Origin of the sequence: Sandarakinorhabdus sp., assembly GCF_032115815.1 — a bacterium.
In the GTDB taxonomy this organism is placed as follows: Bacteria; Pseudomonadota; Alphaproteobacteria; order Sphingomonadales; family Sphingomonadaceae; genus Sandarakinorhabdus.
Genome location: NZ_JAUMBI010000181.1, coordinates 1 through 25445 on the forward strand (window position 1 = coordinate 1; position 25445 = coordinate 25445).

Annotated in this window: 24 protein-coding genes, 1 tRNA gene and 1 other RNA gene; 6 read left to right on the top strand and 20 right to left on the bottom strand. The window is 65.8% G+C overall.

The features are described 5' to 3' along the window. The 5 genes from RT662_RS10600 to moaA form a co-directional block, all read right to left on the bottom strand. On the bottom strand, positions 1-273 hold a 273-nt coding region (locus RT662_RS10600; protein WP_313670677.1), incomplete at its 3' end, for a cation:dicarboxylate symporter family transporter. A gap of 264 nt (positions 274-537) precedes the next feature. Further along, on the bottom strand, positions 538-3438 hold the full coding sequence (locus RT662_RS10605; protein ID WP_313670678.1) for a TonB-dependent receptor plug domain-containing protein: 2901 nt from the start codon (positions 3436-3438) through the stop codon (positions 538-540). 327 nt (positions 3439-3765) lie between these two features. Next, positions 3766-3840: transfer RNA gene (locus tag RT662_RS10610), tRNA-Asn, on the bottom strand. A 55-nt stretch (positions 3841-3895) separates the two neighbouring features. After that, entirely contained in the window at positions 3896-4660 is a 765-nt protein-coding gene (locus tag RT662_RS10615; RefSeq protein WP_313670679.1) for an NAD kinase, read from the bottom strand. A gap of 13 nt (positions 4661-4673) precedes the next feature. Next, positions 4674-5720 carry a GTP 3',8-cyclase MoaA gene (moaA, locus tag RT662_RS10620; protein ID WP_313670698.1) on the bottom strand — a complete coding sequence of 349 codons (1047 nt, stop codon included), beginning with the start codon at positions 5718-5720 and terminating at the stop codon, positions 4674-4676. A 150-nt stretch (positions 5721-5870) separates the two neighbouring features. Between moaA and RT662_RS10625 the strand changes: the two genes are divergently transcribed. Beyond that, positions 5871-7613, top strand: a complete 1743-nt coding sequence (locus tag RT662_RS10625; RefSeq protein WP_313670680.1) for a GGDEF domain-containing phosphodiesterase — start codon at positions 5871-5873, stop codon at positions 7611-7613. A gap of 238 nt (positions 7614-7851) precedes the next feature. Here the strand turns inward: RT662_RS10625 and mfd are convergent, their stop codons facing one another. Together mfd and RT662_RS10635 are read right to left on the bottom strand one after the other, a co-directional pair. Beyond that, positions 7852-11445: a transcription-repair coupling factor gene (gene mfd, locus RT662_RS10630; RefSeq protein WP_313670681.1), complete on the bottom strand. Its 3594-nt coding sequence runs from the start codon at positions 11443-11445 to the stop codon at positions 7852-7854. Then, positions 11442-11762, bottom strand: coding sequence for a succinate dehydrogenase assembly factor 2 (locus tag RT662_RS10635; RefSeq protein ID WP_313670682.1), 321 nt, complete (start codon positions 11760-11762; stop codon positions 11442-11444). The genes mfd and RT662_RS10635 overlap by 4 nt, the downstream gene beginning before the upstream one ends. 3 nt (positions 11763-11765) lie before the next feature. Here RT662_RS10635 and recG point away from each other — a divergent pair, with 3 nt between their 5' ends. Then, positions 11766-13817 carry an ATP-dependent DNA helicase RecG gene (gene recG, locus RT662_RS10640; RefSeq protein WP_313670683.1) on the top strand — a complete coding sequence of 684 codons (2052 nt, stop codon included), beginning with the start codon at positions 11766-11768 and terminating at the stop codon, positions 13815-13817. 16 nt (positions 13818-13833) lie between these two features. Here the strand turns inward: recG and rnpB are convergent. Continuing rightward, positions 13834-14232: RNase P RNA component class A (gene rnpB, locus RT662_RS10645), an RNA gene on the bottom strand. A 50-nt stretch (positions 14233-14282) separates the two neighbouring features. Between rnpB and RT662_RS10650 the strand changes: the two genes are divergently transcribed. Further along, on the top strand, positions 14283-14576 hold the full coding sequence (locus RT662_RS10650; protein ID WP_313670684.1) for a DUF6522 family protein: 294 nt from the start codon (positions 14283-14285) through the stop codon (positions 14574-14576). A 198-nt stretch (positions 14577-14774) separates the two neighbouring features. Here the strand turns inward: RT662_RS10650 and RT662_RS10655 are convergent, their stop codons facing one another. The 6 genes from RT662_RS10655 to RT662_RS10680 are packed head-to-tail and all read right to left on the bottom strand — an operon-like array spanning position 14775 to position 19678. Further along, a complete protein-coding gene (locus tag RT662_RS10655) occupies positions 14775-15443 on the bottom strand; it encodes an N-acetylmuramoyl-L-alanine amidase (RefSeq protein WP_313670685.1) in 669 nt (222 codons plus the stop codon). After that, entirely contained in the window at positions 15440-16324 is an 885-nt protein-coding gene (locus tag RT662_RS10660) for a DMT family transporter (protein WP_313670686.1), read from the bottom strand. Before RT662_RS10660 ends, RT662_RS10655 begins: the two co-directional genes overlap by 4 nt. After that, entirely contained in the window at positions 16321-17034 is a 714-nt protein-coding gene (locus RT662_RS10665; RefSeq protein ID WP_313670687.1) for a DnaJ family molecular chaperone, read from the bottom strand. Before RT662_RS10665 ends, RT662_RS10660 begins: the two co-directional genes overlap by 4 nt. Before the next feature lie 58 nt (positions 17035-17092). Then, positions 17093-18475 carry a phosphoglucomutase/phosphomannomutase PgmG gene (pgmG, locus tag RT662_RS10670; RefSeq protein ID WP_313670688.1) on the bottom strand — a complete coding sequence of 461 codons (1383 nt, stop codon included), beginning with the start codon at positions 18473-18475 and terminating at the stop codon, positions 17093-17095. A 7-nt stretch (positions 18476-18482) separates the two neighbouring features. Beyond that, positions 18483-18893 carry a hypothetical protein gene (locus RT662_RS10675; protein ID WP_313670689.1) on the bottom strand — a complete coding sequence of 137 codons (411 nt, stop codon included), beginning with the start codon at positions 18891-18893 and terminating at the stop codon, positions 18483-18485. After that, on the bottom strand, positions 18893-19678 hold the full coding sequence (locus RT662_RS10680) for a division plane positioning ATPase MipZ (protein ID WP_409530166.1): 786 nt from the start codon (positions 19676-19678) through the stop codon (positions 18893-18895). The genes RT662_RS10675 and RT662_RS10680 overlap by 1 nt, the downstream gene beginning before the upstream one ends. Positions 19679-19769: 91 nt before the next feature. Between RT662_RS10680 and panC the strand changes: the two genes are divergently transcribed. Together panC and RT662_RS10690 are read left to right on the top strand one after the other, a co-directional pair. Further along, positions 19770-20621 carry a pantoate--beta-alanine ligase gene (panC, locus tag RT662_RS10685; protein WP_313670690.1) on the top strand — a complete coding sequence of 284 codons (852 nt, stop codon included), beginning with the start codon at positions 19770-19772 and terminating at the stop codon, positions 20619-20621. Positions 20622-20632: 11 nt separating this feature from the next. Beyond that, positions 20633-21076, top strand: coding sequence for a cupin domain-containing protein (locus RT662_RS10690; RefSeq protein WP_313670691.1), 444 nt, complete (start codon positions 20633-20635; stop codon positions 21074-21076). Here the strand turns inward: RT662_RS10690 and RT662_RS10695 are convergent. The 6 genes from RT662_RS10695 to rpmG form a co-directional block, all read right to left on the bottom strand. Next, the gene (locus tag RT662_RS10695) at positions 21073-21606 is read right to left on the bottom strand and encodes a hypothetical protein (RefSeq protein WP_313670692.1); all 534 of its coding nucleotides are present in this window, start codon (positions 21604-21606) and stop codon (positions 21073-21075) included. The two genes, RT662_RS10690 and RT662_RS10695, sit on opposite strands and share 4 nt — an antisense overlap. Before the next feature lie 18 nt (positions 21607-21624). Continuing rightward, on the bottom strand, positions 21625-22761 hold the full coding sequence (locus tag RT662_RS10700; RefSeq protein WP_313670693.1) for a GNAT family N-acetyltransferase: 1137 nt from the start codon (positions 22759-22761) through the stop codon (positions 21625-21627). Then, the gene (locus RT662_RS10705) at positions 22761-23219 is read right to left on the bottom strand and encodes a RidA family protein (RefSeq protein WP_313670694.1); all 459 of its coding nucleotides are present in this window, start codon (positions 23217-23219) and stop codon (positions 22761-22763) included. Before RT662_RS10705 ends, RT662_RS10700 begins: the two co-directional genes overlap by 1 nt. 3 nt (positions 23220-23222) lie before the next feature. Further along, positions 23223-23834 (bottom strand): HAD family hydrolase, encoded by a 612-nt coding sequence (locus RT662_RS10710; RefSeq protein WP_313670695.1) that lies wholly within the window; start codon positions 23832-23834, stop codon positions 23223-23225. Beyond that, on the bottom strand, positions 23831-24109 hold the full coding sequence (locus RT662_RS10715; protein WP_313670696.1) for a DUF3572 domain-containing protein: 279 nt from the start codon (positions 24107-24109) through the stop codon (positions 23831-23833). The genes RT662_RS10710 and RT662_RS10715 overlap by 4 nt, the downstream gene beginning before the upstream one ends. Positions 24110-24228: 119 nt before the next feature. Beyond that, complete coding sequence (gene rpmG / locus RT662_RS10720; RefSeq protein ID WP_017668361.1) at positions 24229-24396, bottom strand: 50S ribosomal protein L33; 168 nt, start codon at positions 24394-24396, stop codon at positions 24229-24231. A gap of 170 nt (positions 24397-24566) precedes the next feature. Here rpmG and RT662_RS10725 point away from each other — a divergent pair, with 170 nt between their 5' ends. Then, positions 24567-25349 carry a folate-binding protein gene (locus RT662_RS10725; protein ID WP_313670697.1) on the top strand — a complete coding sequence of 261 codons (783 nt, stop codon included), beginning with the start codon at positions 24567-24569 and terminating at the stop codon, positions 25347-25349. The last annotated feature ends 96 nt before the right edge of the window (positions 25350-25445 follow it).

Below are 25445 nucleotides of genomic sequence, written 5' to 3' on the forward strand. Positions count from 1 at the left end.
GGAGAAGAACAGGAAATAGGCGAAGGCCTTGCCGGCAACGCGGCCCACGCTGCCCAGATTGCGCATGCCGGCAATGCCGGTGACGATGGTGAGGAAGATCACCGGCGCGATGATCAGCTTGACCAGCCGGATGAAACCATCGCCCAGCGGCTTCAGCGCCACGCCGGTTTCAGGCGCAAAATGGCCGATCAGCCCGCCCATGATGATGGCGGCCAGAACCTGCACATAAAGCTGCGCATACAACGGCGTACGCTGCGGCGGCGTCGCCTGCACTGATTCCCCAATGGCGATGACTGCGCCCCCCGATCCAATTGCATGACGGCCTGCGCTGGCCGTTCACGTGGCGTGGCGATGTAACAGTTGCGCGTGCTGTGCAAGCATCGGGAGGCTCATCGTGCCGCCTTCGCGGCCGCTTCCGTGCGCAAAAAACAGCAGTGTGGCCCATCTGCAACGGGCCAGCATTGATCCTCAGAGCAGCATGTTGGGGCGTGCCCCGGCCCCCGGTTACGTACCGGGGGCCGGGGCCGCACCCTGGCATCACATCTTGAAGCGCAGGCCCATGCGATAGCTGCGGCCCAGCAGGTCATAGACCGGCGAGGTGCCGAACGAGGTGCCGTTGTTCGGGGTCGGAGGCGGGTCCTTGTCGAACAGGTTTTCCACCACGGCGAACAGGGTCACCGTGCGGCCACCGATCTTCACGTCGACGTTCTGCGACAGTTCCCAGTACCATACGGCCGGCAGATTGTTCCACTCGGTCGGCAGGCCGTTGCGCTCGGTCGGTCCCAGGTTGCTGACAACACCCGGGCCCAGGTAACGGCCAGTAATCGTCGTGCGGCTCGAACCCACCGAGTAGGTGGCTGAACCGAAGCCGCGCCACTTGAAGCTGCCTGGCGTGCCGAGTGTCGGCGGGGTGGTGTCGCCTGGAAGGTTGGTCTGGTCCTTGAGGCGCTGCGAGGCGAGCACGCGGAAGGTCAGCGCCCCCGGCAACTTGGCCGAGATGTTGCTGAGTTGGGTGCGGTAGCTGAGCTCGTAGTCGATGCCTTCGACTTCAACGTTCTGGGCGTTGATGCCGCCTGTCAGCAGCGTGGCGCCAGCGAGGCCGGTGCTGCCGGCGACCGGGATGATCGACTGGCAGGCCGCAGGGCTGGCCGGGCGGTTGAAGCCGTAGCACAGGTCAAGCAGCAGCTGGCCGCCGACACCAAAGATCGCATCCTTGATCTTGATGTTGTACCAGTCGACCGTGGCGGTCAGGCCCGGCGCCCAGCTCGGCTGGTAGGCGCCGCCCACCGTCCAGGTGTCAGCGATTTCCGGCGTCAGCAGCGGATTGCCGCCCGACAGAGTCACAAACGGCACCGTCGGGCTATTCGGCAGGCTGCGATCCTGGAACTGGTTCACGAAGGTGCTCTGCGGCGCGAACAGGTCGTTGAGGTTCGGCGCGCGGATGTCACGCGATCGGGTGGCACGCAGGCGCAGATCGCCAAAGCGATAGGCAGCGCCCACCTTCCACGTCGTCACCGCACCGCTGGTGGAATAATCGGTGCGACGAACCGCGCCGTTCAGTTCCAGATCGCCGACCGCCGAATCCTTCAGCAGCGGAACCAGCACTTCGGCGAAACCTTCCTTCACGTTGTAACCGGCGCCGCCGGGCTGGAAGTTGCCGACGAACCAGATGCGGGACTGCGATTGGGCGTCCGAGGTGGCGACGAACGATTCTTCACGATATTCGAAGCCCGCCGCGATCGAGACCGGGCCAGCCCAAGTGGAGAAGGGGCTGTACTGGGCGTCGATGGAGTAGACGTCCAGCGCGATGTCGAGATCCTGCCGCGTGCGGAAGCCGTCGGCGGCGCCGGTGACCCAGGCGATCGACTGGGCACCCAGCGAGCCTTCGCCAAACACGTTCATCGGGATACAGCCGTTGGTCAGGTTGGTGAGGGTGGAACGGCAGACCGGGGCACCCACGGCCACGCCGGCGACGCCGCCCACGGCCGGGTTGCCGGTCACGTCCACCGCCTGGTTGAAGCGGCTGACGACGATGTTGTTGTCCCGCGTGTACGAGACGTCGCTGCGGCCACGCTGGTAATAGGCGCGCCACTTGCCGCTGTCGGCGAACTTGCCTTCCAGCGCGAACAGCAGGCGGCTCTGGGTGCGGTTGTAGCCGGCATCGCCAGGATTCTGGCCGGGCCCATTGACCATGTCGTAGAACAGTCGGTTCATGCGGAACGAGGTAACGCCGGCCGTGTCCATGGCCTGCCGCACGGTCACTGGGATGAACGGGTTGTCGCGCTGGATCAGCAGCGCTCCGTTCCCGCCGGTGCCGTTGCGGTTGTAATAGGCGGACCAGTTGTTCGTGCTGTTCCCACCGTAGTTCGCCTCGAAGATGGCGGTGATGTTGTCGGTCACGTCATAGCTGAGGCGGCCGTAGACGCTGTAATATTCCAGGTCAGGGAGCAGCGCGGCGCGGATGCTGGCCGGCTCCACCGAACCGCCGGACTGGAACGAGCCCTGCGTGATGTTGCCGAACTGGAACTGGCCGGTGGCACCGCCCGGCAGGAAATTGATGCCGGCCAGCGGGCCGCCGGCGATCACGCCGCCCGGCGTGCTGACGAGGCCAACGTCGGTGCGCACGATCTGGCCGGTCTCACCATTGGTGGCCGTCCAGTTCGGGTTGTTGAGGGTGCGAAGGCCGGGCTGGAACCAGTCACGGTCGCCGTCCGACATCCGGATGCTGGCGCTCTTGGCATAGTTGCCGCTCAGCAGCAGGCGGCCGCGGCCGCCGGCGAACTGGGTGCCGTACGCCAAGTCGCCGCTGATGGTGCGGCCGTCGTTGCGGTCGGTCTGGCCATAGTTGATCTGACCCTTCAGGCCCTTGAAATCGGTATCAAGGATGAAGTTGACGACGCCGGCAACGGCATCCGAACCATAGGCAGCAGAGGCACCGCCGGTCACCACGTCAACGCGCTTGACGAGGTTCTGCGGCAGCATGTTGACGTCAACCGCCGGCAGCAGGCCCGAACCGACAACGCGGCGACCGTCGAGCAGCACCAGCGTGCGGTTGATGCCCAGGCCGCGGGCGTTGATCTGGTTGGCGCCCCCGTTAGCGTTGACGAACTGGGTGGTGGCGCGCGGCGACTGGCCCTGGCCGATCGCCGGCAACTGGTTCACATAGTCGGCGATGTTGATCGGGTTGCGCTGGACGATGTCCTCCATGGTGACGACCGTGGTCGGAACCGGTGCGCTTGAACCGTCGCGCACGATGCGCGAACCGGTCACGACCATTTCGCTGGGGGCCGGCGCGTCCCCGGCCGCATTGGCGGCAACGGCAACCGGATCGGCCGGCGCAGCGGCCTGCTGGCCTGCGGCCGGAACCGCTGCCAGTGCGGCCGCCAGGACCGCCATCGACGTGTAACCCAAGCCTGCTGGCCCTCGCGACTGCTTCATGAAACTGACCCTTGTTTGATGGCGCCTGGCCGCTGCTGCCCGCCTGCTGACTAGAGAGCGGGAGCGGTGCAGAGCCTCGCTTTGTCCCCTCGCTGCCATACGTCAAATGACGCATGGGTCGGCGCACGGTCATAAATCGGTAATGATCACAGGGTCAGCATGAATGCCTGGGCCATTTTACCGCAGGTGGAATGGCCCTGGGCCCTACAATGGGGCGCATCGGGCGCAGATGTTGCGTGCCTGACTGGGATGCAGCCAGCTGTTGCGACGAATGGAATGAAAGGGCGGGTTGCCACGGCGCGGCCTCTGGCGGCGCTCTTCCCACGCTGGCTCCCCGGGTAGGGATCGAACCTACGACCATTCGATTAACAGTCGAATGCTCTACCGCTGAGCTACCGAGGAACAGCGTGGGAGCGCTCCTTTAGCGAGGGGAGAAGGGATTGCCAAGGGCAAAATTCTAAGAAGCGAACTGTTCTAGGCTGATGCGGTCGTCCAGGGCATATTCGGGGTCGAACAACAGGGTCAGGCTGATGCTGCGGTCGATCGCCACCTTCACATGGGCAACGTCGCGCACTTCCATCTGATCGGCCACGGCCGACACCGGGCGCTTCTTGGCCTCGCGCACCTCGAATTCGATCACGCTGGCCGCCGGCAGCAGCGCACCGCGCCAGCGCCGGGGCCGGAACGGCGAGATCGGCGTGAGAGCAAGCAGATCGGCTTCCAATGGCAGGATCGGGCCATTTGCAGACAGATTGTAGGCCGTGGAGCCGGCCGGCGTCGCCACCAGCACGCCATCGCAGATCAATTCTTCCATCCGCGTCTTGCCGTCGATGATGATGCCGATCTTGGCGGTCTGGCGGGTTTCGCGCAGCAAAGACACCTCGTTGATCGCCGGGTGGGTGACGGTTTCGCCCGACGTCGTCGTAGCGGTCATCTGCAGCGGGTGGAGAACGAACGGCTTGGCGGCGGCGACCCGGTCTTCCAGCTTCGTGGCCTTGAAGTCGTTCATCAGGAAACCCACCGTGCCGCGGTTCATGCCGAACATCGGCTTGGGCGCCTTGAGCGTCATGGCTTCGTGTAGGCAGTGCAGCAGATGGCCGTCGCCGCCCAGTGCCACCACCACATCGGCCTCTCGCACTTGTACGAAGTCGTACTTTGCCCGCAGCGCGTCGCCGGCCGCGCGAGCGACATGACTGTCGGAAACGATAAGCGCGAGCTTCATTGTCTGGTCGTCCTCAGCCGCCGGTCAGGCTCATGTGGCGGGCCACGGCGGGCCGGGCCCCGCGCCGGTCGATGACGAAATCATGGCCCTTGGGCTTGCGGCTTATGGCTTCATCGAGGGCGGCATCGACGGCCGCTTCGTCAGTAGCGACCCGGCGGATCACGGTTTTCAGATCGGCCTGGTCATCCTGGCCCAGGCACATGAACAACTGCCCGGTCGCCGTCAGCCGTACGCGGTTGCAGCTTTCGCAGAAGTTGTGCGTAAGCGGCGTGATGAAGCCCAGTTGCAGGCCAAGCTCCTCAACGCAGACATAGCGCGCCGGGCCGCCGGTGCGGTGCGGCAGATCGATGAGCGTATAGCGCTGCGCCAGATCGCGACGCACGCGGGACAGCGGCAGATATTGATCGACCCGGTCCTCACCGATCTCGCCCAGCGGCATGGTTTCGATCAGCGTCAGATCATGACCACCGGCGGCGGCATATTGCATCAGCGCCTCGATCTCGCCGGCATTTTCATGCGCCAGCGCCACGGTGTTGAGTTTGACCTGCAGGCCTGCCGCCTTGGCAGCGGCGATGCCATCAAGCACCTGGGGCAGGCGGCCCCAGCGGGTGATGCGGGCAAATTTTTCAGCGTCCAGCGTGTCGAGGCTGATGTTGACGCGGCGCACCCCGGCGGCGAAGAGCGCCTCGGCATGGCGGGCCATCTGGCTGCCGTTGCTTGTCAGGGTGAGTTCTTCCAGCGCACCGCTCTTCAGATGGCGGCCAAGGCTGTTCACCAGATCGATGATACCGCGCCGCACCAGCGGCTCGCCGCCGGTCAGCCGCAATTTGCGGGTGCCGCGCCGGATGAAGGCGCTGGCCAGCCGGTCGATCTCTTCCAGGCTCAACACTTCGTTTTTCGGCAGGAAGGTCATGTCTTCGGCCATGCAATAGACGCAGCGGAAATCGCAGCGATCGGTCACCGAAACGCGCAGATAGGTGATGGCGCGGCCGAAGGGATCGACCAGCGGCCGGGTTGCCGCTGTCGGCACGCTTGCCACGCTGTTGCCATCGCCAAACATCGGGAAAACCTGTGGCACGCCTGCATCGGTTGGCAAGCGCTTTTCGCATCAACCTTGCAGCCGCTTGATTGTCGGGCTGGACAGGCACAGAGTAACGCGGCATCGAGGCATGTAGTATAGAGCGTACAGCAGGGGCAGGTTCTGGACGTCATGGGCGCAATGAACGCCGAACCGGTATTGATCGTATCACCCCGCTACGCGGATGACGTGGCGGCGCTTGTTGCGTCTGCTGGCCAGGCCCCGCGTGTAGAACGCCGCCCCGAACTGGCAGCCGGCCGCTTTGCCGCCGAACCGGTGCGGGTAGTGGTGGTGGATGCACGCGGCGCATTAGCGGCAGGTCTGGCCGTGGCGCAGGCGTTGGGCCCGGCGGTGGAAGGCCGGCGCGGTGCCATGCTGGTGCTGCTGTCCCGCAATGATGCCGATGCCGCCGGCGCCGCCCGCGATGCCGGCGCGACGTCGGTGATGGTCTCCCCCTTCGGGTCCGACAGTTTTTCAACGGCGCTGCACCTTGCCGGCCGCCATGCCGATCGCCTGGCCGCCGCCGCCGCTGCGCCCTTGCCGCCGGATTCCGGTGAGGTAGACCGGTTGACGGGCCTGGCCAGCGCCGAACGCCTGCAAAACTGGCTGGCCGAACAGCGGGCCGCGGAAATCCCGTGCGGAGTGATCGTTATCGGGGTCGGCCGCTTTGCCCAGATCAACACCATCTATGGCCGCGATGTCGCCGATCGTCTGCTCGCGGTAATCGCGCGACGACTGGGGCCGATTGCCGATGCCCGCACGGCCGTGGGTGAATTGCGCCTGCTGTCACGGCTGACTGCGGCGGAATACGCGATCGGCATCTCTGGTGCTGGCGCGGCCGAAAAGCTGGAGCGCTTGGCCCGCCAGATGCTGCGCGGCTTCGAACGGCCCTTTGCCATCGATGATCGCCTGATCCATGTTTCGGGCCGCGCCGGCATCGCCTGGGATGATGGCAGCATGGATGGCGATCCGGCCAGCGTGGCCACCGCCTTGCTGCGTGAAGCCTCCATCGCGCTTTCCGATGCGCGCGGGCGTGAACCCGGCGCGGTGGCCCGTTTTCACCAGGAAAGCGACCGTGAGGCGCTGGCCCGGCGCGCCGATCTGGAATCCGATCTGTTCGGCGCGCTGAAGGATGGCGGCATCACCATCCTGTTCCAGCCGCAAGCCAGCCTTTCTGATGGCGTGGTGGGCGGGGTGGAGGCGCTGTCGCGCTGGGATCACCCGCTGCATGGGCGGCTTTCGGCTGTCACGCTGCTGGAAACCGCGGCCTCGGCCGAACTGGCGCTGGCTGTGGGGCGCCATATCCGTTCGCGCGCCATCGCCACGGCGGCGGCATGGACCGGGGCGCTGGCCAATCTGAAGATTTCATTGAACGTGACGGCGGCCGATCTGGCCGATCCCGAATTCATCGATTCGCTGGCGAAAGACCTTGCTTCCTCGGGCCTGTCGCCGCGCCGGCTGGTGATCGAGGTGACCGAGGAAGCCATCATCAACGATCTTGATGCGGCGGCGGCCACGCTGTCCCTGCTCCGCCGCGACGGCGTGGGCATCGCGCTGGACGATTTCGGTGCCGGTTATTCCAGCCTCGCCCGCCTCGCCCGTCTGCCGGTGGACACGATCAAGCTCGACCGCAGCTTTGCGCAGGGCCTGACAGGCAGCGAACGCGAACGCATCGTGGTGGAAGGCATGATCGCCACCGCCCGCCGCCTCGGCCTCACCGTGGTGGCCGAAGGCATCGAGGACGATGTTCAGTTGGCCGCCGCCCGCGCCGCCGGCTGCCAGTGGGTGCAAGGCTATTGCGTCGCCCCGCCGCTTGACCAGACGGCGCTCACGGCCTTCTGCAACCGCCGCAAATTCAAGAGCAGCGTGGCGTAAGGTAGAAAGGCCTCCGGCGGGCAGGGGCGAGGCCCCTGCACCCGTTCGATTGGGGTAGCACCCTATTTCACCGGTTGGTCGCGCTGCCGAAGGCGGCAATCGAAAATCGCCCATCACAGCCGGGCCTTACCGGCTTGGCAAATGCACAGTTGCCTGCGGCGCCAGATCGGTCCGTGCCCTTCGGGCGCACCCAAAATCGAATGGGTGCAGGGACGAGTCCCTGCCCGCGGGAGGCATCCTATCTCTTGCCGAACTTCGATTTGAACACCGCCGGCCGCATCGGCGCCTTTGGCGGTGGCAGCGGCTTTGCTGCCGGTTTCGCCACGGGTTTCAGCTTGGCGCCGGCCGCAAGCTTGCTCAGGGCCGATGCGATGGCCAGTGCGCCCTTCAACCGTGTGCGATCGTCGCCCCAGTCAGCGGCGATGAACAGTTTCTGGTCCGGTCGCACCTTGGCGCGTTCGCCAAGGCGGGTGATGTAGTCCATCAGCGCATCGGGGTTGGCGAAGCGGTCGTCGCGGAACGTCACCAGCCCGCCCTTGCGGCCGGCTTCCAGCTTGGCGATGCCGGCGGTGATGCAAGCCTGCTTGATTTCGATAACGGAGAGCAGGTTTTCGACTTCCGATGGCAGCTTGCCGAAGCGGTCGATGATTTCGGCGGCAAGGCTGTCGATGCCGGCGCGGCTGTCGATCTCGTTGAGGCGGCGGTAGAGCGCCATGCGCACGTTCAAGTCCGGCACGTAATGATCCGGGATCAGGATCGGCACTTCGGCGGTGATCTGGGGGCTGAAGGCTTCGGCGGGCGGCTTCATGCCGGCGGCTTCGGCGCGGGCTTCCAGGATCGCCTCTTCCAGCATCGACTGGTAAAGTTCGAAGCCGATCTCCTTGATATGGCCGGATTGTTCGTCGCCCAGCAGATTGCCGGCGCCGCGCTGATCGAGATCGTGGCTGGCGAGTTGGAAGCCGGCGCCCAGCGTGTCGAGCTGTGAGAGCACTTGCAGCCGCTTTTCGGCGCCTTCGGTGATGGTCTGCCCGGCGGCGGTGGTGAGATAGGCATAGGCGCGGGTCTTGCCGCGGCCGACGCGGCCGCGGATCTGGTAGAGCTGGGCGAGGCCGAACCGGTCCGCCCGGTGGACGATCAGCGTGTTGGCGGACGGGATGTCGAGCCCGGATTCGATGATGGTGGTGGAGAGCAGCACGTCATAACGCTTGTCGTAGAAGGCGCTCATGCGTTCTTCCACTTCGGATGGCGCCATCTGGCCGTGGGCGGTGATCGGCTTCACCTCCGGCACCTGTTCGCGCAGGAACTGTTCGATATCGGCGAGATCGGCGATGCGCGGCACCACGAAGAAGCTTTGCCCGCCGCGATAATGTTCGCGCAGCAGCGCCTCGCGTATCACCACTTCATCAAACGGGCTCACATAGGTGCGGACGGCGAGGCGATCGACCGGCGGGGTGGCGATGATCGACATCTCGCGCAGGCCGGTCAGCGCCATCTGCAGCGTGCGCGGGATCGGCGTGGCGGTGAGTGTGAGCATGTGCACATCGGCCTTGAGCGCCTTCAGCCGTTCCTTGTGAACGACGCCAAAGCGCTGTTCCTCATCCACGACGACCAGTCCCAGCCGTTTGAACTCGATCGATTTGGCCAGCACGGCGTGGGTGCCGATGACGATATCCACCGTTCCGTTGGCCAGGCCTTCGCGACAGGATTTGGCGTCGGCGGCATTCACCAGCCGCGACAGGTGCCGTACTTCAAGCGGAAGGCCGGTGAAGCGTTCACGGAAGCTCTGGTTATGTTGCCGCGCCAGCAGGGTGGTGGGGCACACCACCGCCACCTGCATCCCGGACATGGCGGCAGCATAGGCCGCGCGCAGCGCCACTTCGGTCTTGCCGAAGCCGACATCGCCGCACACCAGTCGGTCCATCGGGCGGCCGGAGGTGAGATCGTCGACAACGTCGCCGATGGCTTTGAGCTGATCATCGGTTTCGGCATAGGGGAAGCGGTCAACGAAGGCCGCCATGCCGTGGCTGTCGATCTGCACCGGTTCGCCTTCGCGCAGGGCTCGTGCCGCCGCGGTGGCCAGCAATTCGCCGGCAATCTCGCGGATGCGGTTTTTCATCCGCGCCTTGCGCGTGCTCCAGGCGACGCCGCCCAATTTGTCGAGGCCGACGCCTTCGGAATCGCTGCCGTAACGGGTGAGAACGTCGATATTCTCGACCGGCACATACAGCTTGTCGCCGCCGTCGTAGGTGAGCGCCACGCAATCGTGCGGCTTGCCGCCGATGGCGATGGCCAGCAGCCCGTCGTAGCGGCCGATGCCGTGATCGCGGTGGACGATCAGATCGCCGGGCGTGAGCATCGCCAGTTCTGCGAGGAAGGCATCGGCCTTGCGCGCCGAGCGCGCTTTGCGGACCAAGCGATCGCCCAGCATGTCCTGCTCGGTGAGCAGGGTCAGCGGCCCGCGCGGGTCAATCTTGGTGAAACCGTGATCGAGCGGCAGCACGGTGAGCACGATCTGGCCGGATGCGGCCAAACCTTGGGCTTCCTGCCAGTGATCGGCGGTGACGAGGCGCTCGACGCCTTCATCGCTCAGGAGCCCGCGCAGCCGTTCGCGGGCGCCGTTCGAATAGCTGGCCAGGATGACCCGGTCGCCTTCGCGGCGGCGGGTTTCGATATGGGCCTTGATGGCGGTGTAGACCGGCGGGCCGCCATTGGCCTGGCCGACGCGTTCCGGCGCGAAATCGCGGGCTGGGACGGCGTCGCAATCGATAGCGAACAAGGTGCCGGGCGCAACGCTATGCGAGCTGGTGCCGTGGACGGCGTGGGCGGTGAGCCGCTCGGCCCACTCCTCGCGGGTGAGGTAGAGCGCATCGGGGGCTAGCGGGCGGTAACTGCCCTTTTTCTGACTCAACGCGGCGACGCGGTTCTCGTGATAGTCACTGATGGCGTCGAAACGATCGGCTGCGGCCTTGTCGGCCCCAGCGTCGCGCACCACCACGTCGTCGGCGGCGAGCCAGTCGAACAAGGTGATGAGATCGGGCTCGAACAGCGGCAGCCAGTGCTCCATGCCAGCCAGGCGCCGCCCGTCGCTGACGGCTTCATACAGCGGATCGCCTGTCGCGGTGGCGCCGAACTTGTCGAGCCAGCCAGAGCGGAAGGCGCGGATGCGGTCGGCATCCAGCAGCACTTCGGAGACCGGCAGCAGGTCAAAGCCGTCCGCCGGGCCCAAGCTGCGCTGGGTGGCGGGATCGAAACGGCGAATGGATTCAATCTCGTCGCCGAAGAAATCGAGCCGCAGCGCGAACTCCTCGCCGGATGGCATCACGTCCACCAGGCCGCCGCGCAGGGCATATTCGCCGGGTTCGACCACGGTATCGACGCGCACAAAGCCATTGGCGGCCAGCTTCAGCGCCAGGCTGTTGCGATCGATACGGCTGCCGGGCTTCAGCCGCGCCGACAGGCTGGCGATGCGGGTGGGGGGCAGGCAGCGCTGGCTGATGGCGTTGACGGTGGTGACGACGAGTTCGGCGCCCCGTTGCGGTTCAGCCAGTGCCGCCAGCGCCGCGACGCGTTCGGCGGCGGCCTTCAGCGATGGCGAGGCGCGGTCGTAAGGCAGGCAATCCCAGGCCGGCAGCATGGTGATGGCGATTTCGGGTGCGAAATAGGCGGCGGCTTCCGCAACGCTGCGGGCCTGCGCTTCATCAGCCGCAATGAACCAGGCGCGGCCCTTGGCGGCGCGCGCCACGTCGGCCATCAGCCACGGCAGATAGCCGCCGGCACAGCGCGCCAGCGTCACCGGCCGCGCGGCTTCGACGAAGCGCGGCAGATCGATCATTTCGTCACTTCGACAAAATCGAGCTTCTTCAGCAGCTGCATCTGCGCGCCCTCCAGCCGGGGCGGAACGGCGGCGGTGCCGAAGGCCCAGGCCAGGATATCGACATCCTGCTCTTCCAGCAGGATCTCGAACCAGGCCAGATCGGCTTCGGTCCAGCTGGCGTGGTAGCGGTCGAAGAAGCCGCCGACCACCAGATCGGATTCCTTGGTACGCAGGTCCCACGGATCGATCTGGTTGTCGTTCATGGCCAGGCCCTTCAAACGCAAATGCCGCGCGGGCGTTTCAAACGGCCAGCGCGGTGCTATCAACGGTGCCATATCATGCGCCCTGCCATCCTCAACCCCCTGTTCGCCGAAGTGGCCGCGCTGAAGGGCGTCGGTTCGGCGCAGGTGCGGCAATTGGCGCGACTGAAGATAAGCCGGGCGCTCGACCTGGCGTTCCACCTGCCGACGATGGTGATCGACCGGCTGGCGGTGGATACGGTGGATGAAACCATGGTGGGCCGGCCCATCGTGGTGCCGCTGACGCCGGCCCGCCACGAGCGCGGCGGCCCGCGCAGCCCGCTGCGCGTGGCGGCGGTGGATCGCGGCGGCCAGTGGGTGGACCTGACCTTCTTTGGCCAGACCGCCAATTGGGCGCAGGCCAAGCTGCCGATCGGCGTGGAAAAGCGGGTGATCGGCAAGCTGGATCGGTACGGTCAGAAACTGCAGATCGCCCATCCGGAAGTGCTGGCGATGGACAGCGCGGCACCGCCCGGTTTGCGCGAGCCGGTCTATCCGCTGACTGAGGGCGTCACCAACCGCCGCATGGGGCAATTGGTGGCCGAGGCGTTGGCGCGGGTGCCGGTGCTGGCGGAGTGGATCGAACCGAGCGTGATCGAACGCTACAGTTGGGCGTCGTTCACCGAATCGCTCCTCGCCGCACACCGGATGGAAAGAGGGCGCGACCGACTCGCCTATGACGAATTGCTGGCCAATCAGTTGGCGCTGCTGCTGGTGCGGGCCGATACGCGGGCGCGGCGCGGGCGGGCATTGGCGGGCAATGGCCGGCTGGTGCAGCCGCTGATGGCCAGCCTGCCGTGGCAGCTGACCGGGGCGCAGAGCCGCGTGATCGGCGAAATCACCGGCGACATGGCGCAGGCCCAACCGATGCTGCGGCTGCTGCAGGGCGATGTGGGATCGGGCAAGACGTTGGTCGGCCTGATCGCGATGCTGACCGCGGTGGAGGCCGGCACCCAGGCCGCGCTGTTGGCGCCGACGGAGATTTTGGCCCGCCAGCATATGGCGACGCTCACCAAGCTGGCTGCCGGCCTGCCAGTGCGCATCGAACTGCTCACCGGCCGCGACAAGGGCAAGGCGCGGGAAGCGTTGCTGGCCGATCTGGCGGCGGGGCGCATCGACATATTGGTTGGCACCCACGCCATCTTCCAGGAGGCGGTCGATTATCACGATCTCGGCCTGGTGGTGGTCGATGAACAACACCGCTTTGGCGTGGCGCAGCGGCTGCTGCTGGCGCAGAAAGGCCGGGTGCCGCCGCACGTGCTGGCGATGACCGCCACCCCCATCCCGCGCAGTCTGGCGCTCACGCGGTTCGGCGAAATGGACCAGAGCCAGATCGATGAACGCCCGCCCGGCCGCCAGCCCATCGAAACGCGGGTGACCGCCCGTTTCGAGGATGTCGCCGCCGGCCTCGTCCGCCATGTCGAAGCCGGTGGCCAGGCCTATTGGGTGTGCCCGCTGGTCGATGGCACCGAGGATGCGGATGAAGCTGCAGCGACCACCCGCGCGGCGTTCCTGAAAGGGCGGCTGGGGGAAGGCAAGGTCGGCCTAGTTCATGGAAAGATGAAGGGGCCGGACAAGGATGCGGTGATGGCCGAGTTCGCTGCCGGGCGGCTGGCGGTGCTGGTGGCGACCACGGTGATCGAGGTGGGGGTGGATGTGCCCAACGCCACGCTGATGATCATCGAGGCAGCCGAACGCTTCGGTCTGGCCCAGCTCCACCAGCTGCGCGGGCGGGTCGGGCGCGGGGCAGGCCACAGCGTCTGCATGTTGCTGCGCGGGGAGGAATTGTCGGAAACCGCGCGCAGCCGGCTGAAGCTGATGCGCGAGACCAACGATGGCTTCCGCATTGCCGAGGAAGATCTGAAGCTGCGCGGCGCCGGCGAGATCTTGGGTACGCGGCAATCGGGGGAGGAGGCCTTTCGCTTTGCTGATCCCGAACGCGTGCAGAAATATGTGACGATGGCGCGCGATGACGGGCGGTTGCTGCTGGACCGTGATGGCGGGCTGGCGGGGCCGCGCGGGCAGGCGGCGCGGGTGCTGCTGTATCTGTTCGAGCGCGACGCGGGGGTGGCGTTGTTGCGGAGCGGGTGACGGGTTAGGCTGCGATGCGATCACGCCGCCTGTAAGCCGGGTTCTGTCCAGGGCTTTCACCCCTGGGCGACCATTCCTCTCGGACGGCGGTTACCCGCCGCCTCCAGCAACCAACCCGGATGACTGGGCCGGTTCCTGCCCCGCAGAGCAAGCTCTGCGCGCCATCCCTATTCGGTCTTGCTCCCGGTGGGGTTTGCCGTGCCGCTTTGGTTGCCCATCGCGCGGTGCGCTCTTGCCGCACCGTTTCACCCTTGCCTGTCCTCTGTTGCCAGAGCCATCGGCGGTCTCTTCTCTGTGGCACTGTCCCTGACTCTGGCCGAAACCAGAGCCGCCGGGTGTTACCCGGCACCGCGTTCCGTGGAGCCCGGACTTTCCTCGGCAGATTTGCACCTGACGCGGTCGCCCAACGACGTGATCGCGCTTTGCCATTGCCATGACGCGGCGATTCGCGCCACAGGCAGCGGCATGATCGAAATCGAAGGCAGTGGTGAGAGTTTCACGGTCTCGGCGGAAACCATCGCCGAAGGGCTGAAACTTCTGCCGGAACAGGTGCAGCCGATGCTGGCCGGGCGCCTCATCACCTCGTGGGTGGAAGCCGGCGTGGACGAGGATTTCGGCACTTTCCGCCTGACCTTCGCCACCGACAAACGTCGCCTGCGGCTGATCGTTGACGCGCTGGGCAGCGTGATATCCAAGTCCACCCTGGATTTTGGCGGTCATGATTTGCCGCTGGGCGCGCGCAAGCCGGGCGCAGTGTAAAAACACTCCGCATCAACATTACAGCATTGCAATGTTGATGCGCTGACGGCATAGTCAACGTGTCGGGTCGGCCCCCATTTTCACCGGCCCGCTGGCTGGCAGCCCTGCCAGCAACCACTTCGCTGATGGCCTTCCCCCTGTTGAGCCATCAGCGGAACCCTTTCGGCCGGTGCTCCCTCGGGCGCCGGCCGCTTTTTTCTACAGTCCTTCCGCCAGCAACAGCCCGCGCAAGATCGTGCGGGTCTCCGCGTCGATCACGCCGTCAAACTTTGTTGGGCGGTGGTGGCGCTGGAAAGCGATGACGGCCTTAAGCGGCGCGAACACATCATAACCATAGCGGCCCAGTGCGGCCATGAAGCCCATGTCGGCCCAGTTCGGGTCCATGCAGGGCTTTGGCGCGGCAGCAAGGCCGGAGCGGGCGAGGCGGGGCCAGTTGAACAGCTCGCCAGGGTCTTCCTTGCGGGTGGGGGCGATGTCGCTGTGGCCCACCACATTGGCCGGCTGGATGCTGTGCCTCGCGACGATCTCGGCGACCAGCGCGTGGACCGCGTCCATCTGCGCGGCGGGGAAGGGAACATAGCCATATTCGTGGCCGGGGTTAACGATCTCGATGCCGATGCTGGCGCTGTTCACGTCCGTCACGCCGCGCCACCAGCTGCGGCCGGCGTGCCAGGCGCGCTTGGATTCATCGACCATTTGCAGCACCGTACCGTCTTCGGCGACGACATAATGGGCGGAAACGCCGGACTGCGGGTTGGCCAGCCAGTCGATGGCTTCGGTGCCGCTTTGCATGCCGGTGTAGTGCAGCACGAGGATGCCGATCGGCAGTTGCCGGTCGTTGAAATTGGGGCTGGCGCGCTGAATCATGTCGGCTCCACCGGCATGTCGCTGTCACGGCGTTGCGCGGTGCGGATGGTGATGATGGCGACGCCAACCAGCGTCAAGAGCCCGCCCACCATCATCTGGCCGGTGATCGGCGTATCATACACCGCCACCGCGATGGCGACCGATATCAGCGGCGTTGGCAGGGTGAGCGGCGAGACCACGGCGACCGGGTAGCGCTGGAACAGCCAGGTCATCCCGCCATGGCCGACAATGCTGGACATGAGGCCAGAATAGGCGATCCAGCCCCAGGTGCTGAGTGGCAGATCGGGGATGGCAGCCAGTTTGGCGGGTTCGAACGTCCAGGCCAGCGTGGTCATGATCGGAATGGCGACAATGCCAAGCCAGCCGTGGATCACCAGCACCGACACGCCCTGCAGTTTTCGGAACAACAGGTTACCCGCCGCCCAGCTGAGGGCCGCGCCAACCGTGAGCAGGATGCCGATGCGTTCGTTGGCGATCGCCGGATCAAAGCCCATCACCACCACGCCCAGGAAGCAGATGGCGATGGCGGTGATGCGCGGCCAGCGGATTTCCTCCTTCATGAAGATGACGGCGAGGATCAGGCTGAACGGCACGCCGAGTTGGCCAACGATGGACAGCGCCGAAATATTGTCGGCCACTGCGAAACTCACCGCGCCCAGCGACATGAACAGCGCACCGGACACAAAACCGGCGAGCAGGATCAGCCCCATCCGCCCCGGCAGCCAGCGCAGGAACGGCAGGCAGACGGCCGTGGCGACGACATAGCGCAGCAGCACGGCCGTGAACGGCCCGGCGCTCATCACGCCTTCCTTCACGGCGACGATATTGCAGCCCCACACCACATCGATGGCGAGGATCATGGCAAGATGCAGGGGTTTCATCGCCGTCTTCCGGTCAGCCGGTCATAGGCGGCGTTGATATCGGCCATCCTGAGTTCCGACACGCGGATGAATTCGGACGGCACGCCTTCGGCCAACGCGCGATCGGGGTGATAGCGTTTCACCAGCGCGTGATAGGCGGCGCGCAGCGCTGTGGCATCGGCACCCGGTTCCACCCCCAGCACCGCCCACGGATCATCGGCAGCCGGCGCGAGGTGGCGGCGGCGGATACGGGCTTGCGCTGCTTCATCAAATCCCAGGATGGTGGCGACTTCGCCCAGAAAGGCCAGCTCGGCCTCGTGAAAGCCATCCACCGCCGCGATCATCCACAGCGCATCGAGCAGATCTTCCAGCGTGGCCGAACCCTGCCCGAGCAGATCGGCAGCCTGGATGGCATAGGCCTGGAAGCCGGCCATCGAGCCCTTGGCCAGATCATAGAAGCGCCGCGCATTGCCGGCTTCGGCCGGATCAACATGGAACAGGCGCTGGAAGGTGGCGAATTCGGCGGCGCTGGCGTTGCCATCGGCGCTGGCCATCTTGGCGGCGAGTGCAATGGCGGCGATGGAGAAGGCGACGCGGCGGCGTTCAGGGTTGGTAGCGCGGGCGCGCATGGCATCCACGGCACCACCCGCCGCCGCGCCGGCCAGTGCCCCCAAGGGTCCGCCGATCACCAGGCCCAGTGCCGTGCCGGCCAAAGTCGCCCAGATGCTCATGCTTCAGCGACTTAGGGGATTGGTGGGAACGGGGGAAGGGGTGTGTTGTCCCGCTCCGTCAGTGGCTGGCGGCGACGGGCGCCACGCCGGACAGGGCAAGCTGGTCATTCATCTCGGCCAGCAGGCGGGCCAAGGCGGCGGCGTCCTTGGCTTCGACGCGGGCGGTGAGCACATCCTGCGTGTTCGAGGCGCGCAGCAGCCACCAGCCATCGGCGCGCATCACGCGGGCGCCGTCGATCTCGTTCACGCGGGCACCCTCAGCCTTCAGCCGGGCCAGCACTTCGGCAACAACGGCGAACTTGCGGGTTTCGGGGCAGGGGAAGCGGAACTCCGGCGTGTTGATCATGGCTGGCATCGCGTCTTTCAGCGTTGTCAGCGAGCCGCCCAGCGCGGTCACCGCCTCGATCAGTCGGACGGCGGCCAATATGCCATCGTCCACGCCGTGCCAGCGGTGGGCGAAGAAGATATGGCCGCTCATTTCGCCGGCCAGCGGCGCGCCAAGTTCCAGCAGCCGCGCCTTCATCAGGCTGTGGCCGCTTTTCCACATGTCGGGCACGCCGCCCAGAGCGGCGATGCGATCGAACAGGGCCTTGCTGGCCTTTATGTCGCCAATGATGGTGCTGCCGGGCAGTTCACGCAGCACCGGTTCGGCCAACAGGGCCAGCAGCTCATCGCCCCACACCACGCGGCCCTGGCCATCGACCGCGCCGATCCGGTCTGCATCGCCATCGAAGGCGACGCCGAAATCGCAGCCCTGTTCGCGCACCACGCGTTTCAGATCGGCCAGATTGGCTTCCACCGTGGGATCGGGGTGGTGATTGGGGAAGCGGCCATCCACGTCGCTGAACAGCAGATGATGGGTGCCGGGCAGCAGACGGGTCAGCCGTTCGACCACGGGACCGGCGGCGCCGTTGCCGCAATCCCACGCGATGGTGAAGGCGCTTCCGCGAAAATCGGCCAGCATCGCATCGACATAGCGATCCATGACATCAACCGTGCGGGCTGAACCCTCGCCAGTCTCCCAATCGGCCGCTGCTGCCAAGGTTCCAAGCGCCTGAATATCGGCACCATGGAAGGGCCCGCTGTTCAGCATCATCTTGATGCCGTTCCAATCGGGCGGATTATGGCTGCCGGTGACCATCAGGCCAGCATCGGCGCGCAGTTCGAACACGCTGAAATACAGCATCGGCGATGGGCCGAGGCCGATATCGATCACGTCGCAACCAGCCGCCACCAGCCCATCGGCAACCGCGTTGGCGAGGCTGCGGCTGCTGACCCGGCCGTCGCGGCCAAGGCAGACGGTGCGGCCGCCAGCGCGGCGCAACATGGTGCCAAAGCTGCGGCCAACGGCAGTGGCGTCGGCCTCGGTCAGGGTGTCGCCCACGATGCCGCGAATATCGTAGGCGCGCAGCAGGCTGGGATGGAAGTTGTGGCCGGCCATCAGGCGCTCAGTCGCCCAAGTCCCGGCGTTTTTCGGCCGCCATGATCAACAGGTCGCGCGCGGCGGTAAGGGCCTGGGCGGCTTCGGCCGTTCCGCCGGCATCGGGGTGAGCGCTGGTCATCGCCTGGCGCCACGCCTGCCAGATGGTTTCGGACGGGGCATCGGGGGCAACGCCGAGCAGCCGCGCTGCCTGCGCCAGTTCGCCGTTGGCCTGTCCACTCTGCTGATTCCACATCCACCACGCCCAGCCGCCCGCCGCCACAAGCGCGGCCGGCACAAAACGACCGCTGGAGAGGAAGCGAACGGCCAGCAGGCCGGCGACACCAAGACCGCCATACAGCATCAGATTGGGCAGCAGCCGGCCCTTCTGGTGAAGCCACCAGGCGAGCCCGAGCACGACGATCAGGGCAAGGCCCATCAGGCCGCCATCTCGATCCCGCCGGGCAGGTTCAGCCCGGCGATGAGGGCGCGCAATTCGTTGCGGGCGGCAACGTGGGAGAGTGAGAAATCGGTGAGCGCGGCGCGATCAAGCAGGGTGAGACCGCGTGGGAAGAATTCGCGGAAGATCACGCGTTCCGAAAGGCCGGGCAGCACACGGAAACCGATGCGTTTCGACAGCGAATCCAGCGCCGCGCCCACCCGCTGCTTGTTGCGGGCATCAAGCGTGGACAGGCGATTCCTGAGCACCACCCAATCCATCGGGCGGCTTTCTTCACGGGCACGGCGGGTGCGGGCTTCCCAGACCATTTCGGCATAGAAGCTGGGTTTCTTCACTTCGAACGTGTCGCCGTCCACTTCGCCGATCAGATCGAAATCGACGAAACTGTCGTTGATTGGTGTCACCAGCGTGTCGGCGTGGGCCATGGCGGCGCGGGCCAGCGCCGAATCGCGGCCGGGCGAATCGACCACGATGAAATCTTGGCCGCGCGCCTGCTGGAAGCGCATCGCCAGTTCGGCTTCCGCGCCGTCGCCATCGGCCACCACCACAGCAGCCGGGCCGGGCAGGGTGATGCCGTGACGCTGGGCGTGGTTCCAGCGGTTTTCCAGATAGCGGGTGGAGGTGCGCTGGCGGCTGTCGAGATCGATCAGCGCGGTCTGTTTGCCGGCAAGCGCCAGTGCAACGCCGATATGCACGGCGGTGGTCGATTTGCCGGTGCCGCCCTTTTCATTGGCGAGCACGATCACATGAGCAGTCACGATTATCCCTTGTTCTGGCTTGCACTCCGAACCCGTATCGCCCACAGCGCCGCCAGCCTGTCAACGCCCCTTGCGGGTGCTCCTTGGTGAAGACTGCATGACCAACACGCTGCCTACCGTGCGAACGCCCGCCGAATTGCGCGCCCAGGTGCGGGCCTGGCAGGCGGCGGGCAAGCGCGTTGCCTTCGTGCCCACCATGGGCGCGCTGCATGCCGGCCACTTGGCGCTGGTGACGAAAGGCCTCACACTGGCCGATGTCGCGGTCGCCTCGATCTTCGTGAATCCCAAGCAGTTTGGGCCGAACGAGGATCTGGCCCGCTATCCGCGCGATGAAGCGGGCGATGCCGTCAAGCTCGCTGGGGCTGGGTGCAGCCTGCTCTATGCCCCCGATGTTTCCACAATGTATCCGCCGGGCTTTGCCAGCTTCGTGCGCGTGGGCGGTCTGCCTGACCTGCTGTGCGGCCGGGTGCGGCCGGGGCATTTCGACGGCGTGGCGACCGTGGTGGCCAAGTTGCTGAGCGCGTGCCAGGCCGATGCGGCGGTGTTCGGGGAGAAGGACTGGCAGCAGCTGGCCATCGTCAAGCGCATGGCGGCGGATCTGGATATCGGCACCGAAATCCACGGCTGCGCCATCGTGCGCGATGATGACGGGCTCGCCCTGTCCAGCCGCAACGCCTATCTTTCGGCTGACGAACGCCAACGCGCGTTGGCGCTGCCGCAAGCCCTGCAGGCGACGCGCGCTGCGATTCTTGGCGGCATGCCGGTGGCCGCGGCGCTGGCCGCCGGTGAGCGCACCGTCAAGTCCGCCGGTTTCGTGCGGCTGGATTATCTGGAACTTGTGGATGGCGAGACGCTGCACAGCCTGGGCACGCCGGCGCCGGGTGCGCGGTTGATGGTGGCCGGCGTGATCGGCGCGACGCGGCTGATCGACAATATTGCCCTGCACTGAGGGATTGACCCATGCCGCTGATCAGGCCGGACGCGATGCTAACCGAGAATGAGGATGCGCCCGGCGGCACCATCCGGTCGCAGTGGATCAGCGGGCCAGATGGGCTCGAACAGCTCGGCGCGCTGATTCAGACCATCCCGCCGGGGGCATCCACGTCACGCAATCACTGGCATGCCCGTGAAGACGAGATGCTATTGCTGCTGGAGGGTAGCCTGCTGCTGCACGAAGGCGGGGTGGTGACGCCGATGCAGCCCGGCGATGCCGCGACCTTTGCGGCCGGGGTGGCCGCCGGGCATCATCTTGAAAATGCGAGCGATCAGCCGGCGCGCCTGCTGGTGGTGGGCACGCGTGCGCCCACCGATATCATCACCTACACCGAAGATGGCCGCCGCTGCGTGCGGGTGCGGGCGTTGCCGGAAGATCTGTGGGTCGACGCCGCAGGGCAGCCGATTTAGCGCCGCCGCATCCGCAGGGCCGGCTGCCAGGTCTGACCATAAGGGGTGGTCCAGGGGCTGCCGAACGGGCTGCCAAAGGCACCATAGCCGCCGAAACCGCCATTGAAGCTGTTGCCGATCAGCAGATTATTCTGCGCATCACCGCTGCTGTAGCCGAACCCGAACCCCGAAATCCCGCCCCAGCGGCTGGTGCCCTGCGTCACCGAAAGCGCAGCCGTGCCGGTTTCGCCCACCGGCACCACGGCTGTGCCGCTGACGCCGAAGGTGCCGCCGCTGCCGGCAAACATGCTCATTTCGCCATGCACCTTGCGATCCCGCACGGCGCCGCCGCCGTCCTGATAAAATTCCGGATAAAGCGAGCGATCGAGCACCGATTGCCGCTTCGCTTGTTCGGGGGTGAGCACCGGCGTTCGTTCGGGGCCGTTGGCGGCTGCCGCGATCACCGCCTCGCGTTGTGCGTCAGACAGACGAACCACCTCGGTCGCCGTGGCGGGAGTGGCCAGAACGGCCAGCAGAAGCATGAGTCGCATGGGCTACACTAGCACGGTTCAGGCTTGCGGCTGCCTGAATGGGCCATGTTGATCCAGATACTCGATTTCCTCGATCACCGCCTGGGTTTCGCGGGCGAGATAATCGGCCACGGCCTGCCGGAATCCCGGGTTGGGGATGTAATGCGCAGAGATCACTGGCGTGGGGCGATAGCCGCGCGCCAGCTTGTGCTGCCCTTGTGCGCCGGCCTCGACCCGGGCGCGGCCATTGGCGATGGCCCATTCGATGGCCTGGTAATAGCACAGCTCAAAATGCAGGAAGGGCACCTCTTCGGTGCAGCCCCAGTAACGGCCGTAGAGGCACTCATCGCCGATGAAGTTGAGTGCGCCGGCGATCGGCTTGCCACCCCGCAGCGCCAGCATCAGCAGCACGCGGCTGCCCATTGCTTCGCCAATGAGGCTGAAGAAACTGCGTTTCAGATAGGGCTGGCCCCATTTGCGGGCGCCTGTGTCCTGATAGAAGGTCCAGAAGGCATCCCAATGGCCTTCCGTGATGGCGTTGCCGGTGAGATGCACGATCTCAAGGCCGGCCAGCGCACGCTCACGTTCCTTGCGGATCATCTTGCGCCGCGAGGAGGAGAGGGCGCCGAGGAAATCGGCGAAATCGCGATATCCTTCGTTCTGCCAATGGAACTGCTCGCCGGTGCGGATCAGCCAGCCGGCATCGCGGAACATGATCTGCTGTTCGGGTGTGAGGAAGGTGGCGTGTGCGCTGGAGAAATTGTTGCTCTCAGTCACCTGTTCAGCCGCGCGGATCAGGGCCGGGCCAGCGGCTTCGTCGCGCAGCAGCAGGCGCGGCCCGGTGGCCGGCGTGAAGGGGAAGGCGGCCTGCAGCTTGGGATAATAGCTGCCGCCCGCCCGCTCCCACGCATCGGCCCAGGCGTGATCGAACACATATTCGCCCTGGCTGTGGGTTTTCAGATAGGCCGGCATGATGCCCGCCGGGCGGCCGTCCACGCCATCTGTAACCAGATGGACGGGCTGCCAGCCGGTGCGGCTGCAAGCGCTGCCCGAATCTTCCAGCGCGCGGAAGAACTCCCCTTGCGCAAAGGGGTTGATGGGGCCGGCGCAGGCGTTCCAATCGGCCAGCGGGATATCGCTGGCCTTTCCGACAACACGCACCGGTACAGCTGCCATCAGGCGACCTCGACAACCGCGTCCACTTCCACGGCCACGCCGCGTGGCAGCACGGCCACGCCCACGGCAGCACGGGCATGGCGGCCGGCATCGCCGAACACTTCGACCATCAGATCGGATGCGCCATTGCCCACTTCCGGCTGGTCGGTGAAATCGGGATGGCTGGCGACGAACACGCCCAGCTTCACCACGCGCTTGACGCGGGAAAGATCGCCCAGCGCCGTCTTCATCTGGGCGATCAGGCCGACAGCGCAGCGGCGCGCGGCAGCCTGACCGTAAGCAACATCAACTGTATCGCCCAGCCGGCCCTTCATCAGGCTGCCATCTACGGCAAAGGGGATCTGGCCGGAGATGTGCATCAGATTGCCGGCCGTCACCGTCGGCACATAGTTGGCGGCAGGCGCAGCAGCGCTGGGCAGGGTGATGCCGAGATCGGCGAGTTTCTGTTCGGGAGTCATTGGTCAGCCTTTCAGGATGGTTTCGATGTGAGACAGCATCGCCGGCCACTCATCGTGGCGGGCGTGGGCATCGGGTGATTGCGGGATCAGGTGGCGCACTTCGGTTTCGGCCACCATGTGCAGGCGGTGCACATGCGGCACATGCGCCTTTACCGATGTGTGGTTGGGCGGCAGATCATCGATGAAGATGGCCTCAGAAGGTTGAAATTCATCGAGCAGTTTCTGCATCGGCGGGCCCTTGCCGCCCTGGTTGCCGATGACGCGATAGGGCATGCCCAGCCGCGCCAGTTCCATGGTGCGGCGCTCCGCGTGATGATCGGCGATGTTAGTGAGCACCACCACGTCGCAATCCTTGGCGAGTTGCCCCAGCGAATCCGCCGCGCCAATGATCGGATGCTGGTTGTGCATCCAGTCGGCAAAGAAGCCATCCAGTAGCGGCGGGAATTCCTTGGGTTCCACCGCACTGCCATCGGGCCGCTTTACATTGCCGGTGAGTGCGAAGCTGTCCATGCTGAGCGTCAGGCCATGCACGGTGCGCAGATAATCCACGAACGGCGCGATGAAGTGCAGCAGCACGCCATCGCAATCGGAAACGATGAGCGGACGCGCCTTCACCAGTCACTCCCCAGCTTGCGCGCCGCCAGGGCCAGCGCCTCGGGCTTCACGCCAATGGCTTCGGCTGTGGCGACGAGATCATGTTCATTGGCCATCAGATAATCGAGCAGCGCCATCAGCGTGGCCGGCTTGCCGGCATTGGCGCGCAGGGCATCGGCATCCATGCCGGTGAGCGCCAGGAAGCGCGGCCCCATGTCCTCATCACCAGCAACATGGGCAAGCGCCTGCAGCGCCAGCACGGCCGGATCAGCGGAGGAGGGTTTGTCGCGAAGCACGCATGCTGCCTAACGGTTGCCGAGAGGGCTGCCAAGCGGTGATGGCGTCGCGACCAAACGCAAAAAGGGCCGGCGTTGCCGCCAGCCCTCTTAATGCCATCAGGCAAGCGCAGCGGCGCTTACTTGATCTTGGCTTCCTTGAATTCGACGTGCTTGCGGGCCACCGGGTCGTACTTGCGGAACAAGAGCTTCTCGGTCTTGGTGCGCGGGTTCTTCTTGGTGACATAATAATAGCCAGTGTCGGCAGTGGACACGAGCTTGATCTTGATGGTCGTCGGCTTGGCCATGGTTCCGGTTCCGCGTAAATCAGGTTGCGCGCGGGAGGCATGGCCACCGCGACGAAGGCGGGTCCAATGATGGAAATGGCTGCCGGAGTCAAGCGCTGCCGCGTGGCTTTCGCGCACCTTATCGGCCTGCCGCATTGGCAGCGTGGCCGCAAATGCCTATCTGCAAGTTCATGAACCCCATTTCCCTCGAAAATCGCGCCGTGCTGGCTGTCGATGGCCCAGACGCGGCCGCCTTACTGCAGGGGCTGATCACCCACGATGTTGCGCTGGTGGCGCCGGGCCGCGCGGTCTTTGCCGGTCTGCTCAGCCCGCAGGGCAAGGCGCTGTTTGATTTCCATCTTCATGCCGGCGATGGCGGTGCAATCCTGATCGATGTGACCGCTGAAAAGGCCGATGCTCTGCTCAAGCGGCTGAGCATGTACAAGCTGCGCAAGGCAGTGACGCTGGTACGGCGCGATGATCTGGCAGTGCTGGCCAGTTGGCCCGGCGGCGAACCGGTTGATGCGCGCACTTCGGCATTGGGCACCCGCTGGATTGGCACGGCCGGCAGCGCGCCGGCCGGAGCGGACGCTTATGACGCGCATCGGCTGGCAATTGGCGTGCCCGATAGCGACGATATCGGCAGTGACGATCTGTTGTGGCTGGAAACCGGCGCCGATCTGCTGGACGGCGTGTCGTTCACCAAGGGCTGTTATGTCGGCCAGGAAAATACCGCGCGCATGCACCACCGCGACAAGGTGCGGCGCCGGCTGGTGCCGGTCACACTGGCCGGTGAGCCCGGTGACGCGATCGAGGTGAAGGACGACGCCGGCCGCGCCTGTGGCAAGCTCAGGAGCCGGCGCGGTGATCATGCCATCGTGCACCTGCGGCTGGAGGAGGCGGGCAAGCCGCTTTGCCTCGGTGATGCGACGCTGAGCGTGCGCCGACCGGCCTGGCTGGAGAGCGCCTGGTGATGATGGACCCGCTGGGCCGCGCCGCTGCTCGTGTCGAACTTGCGTTTGGAGAAAGTTGGGCCTGGGTCACGCATGACAGCGGCGAGGCCTTGTTCG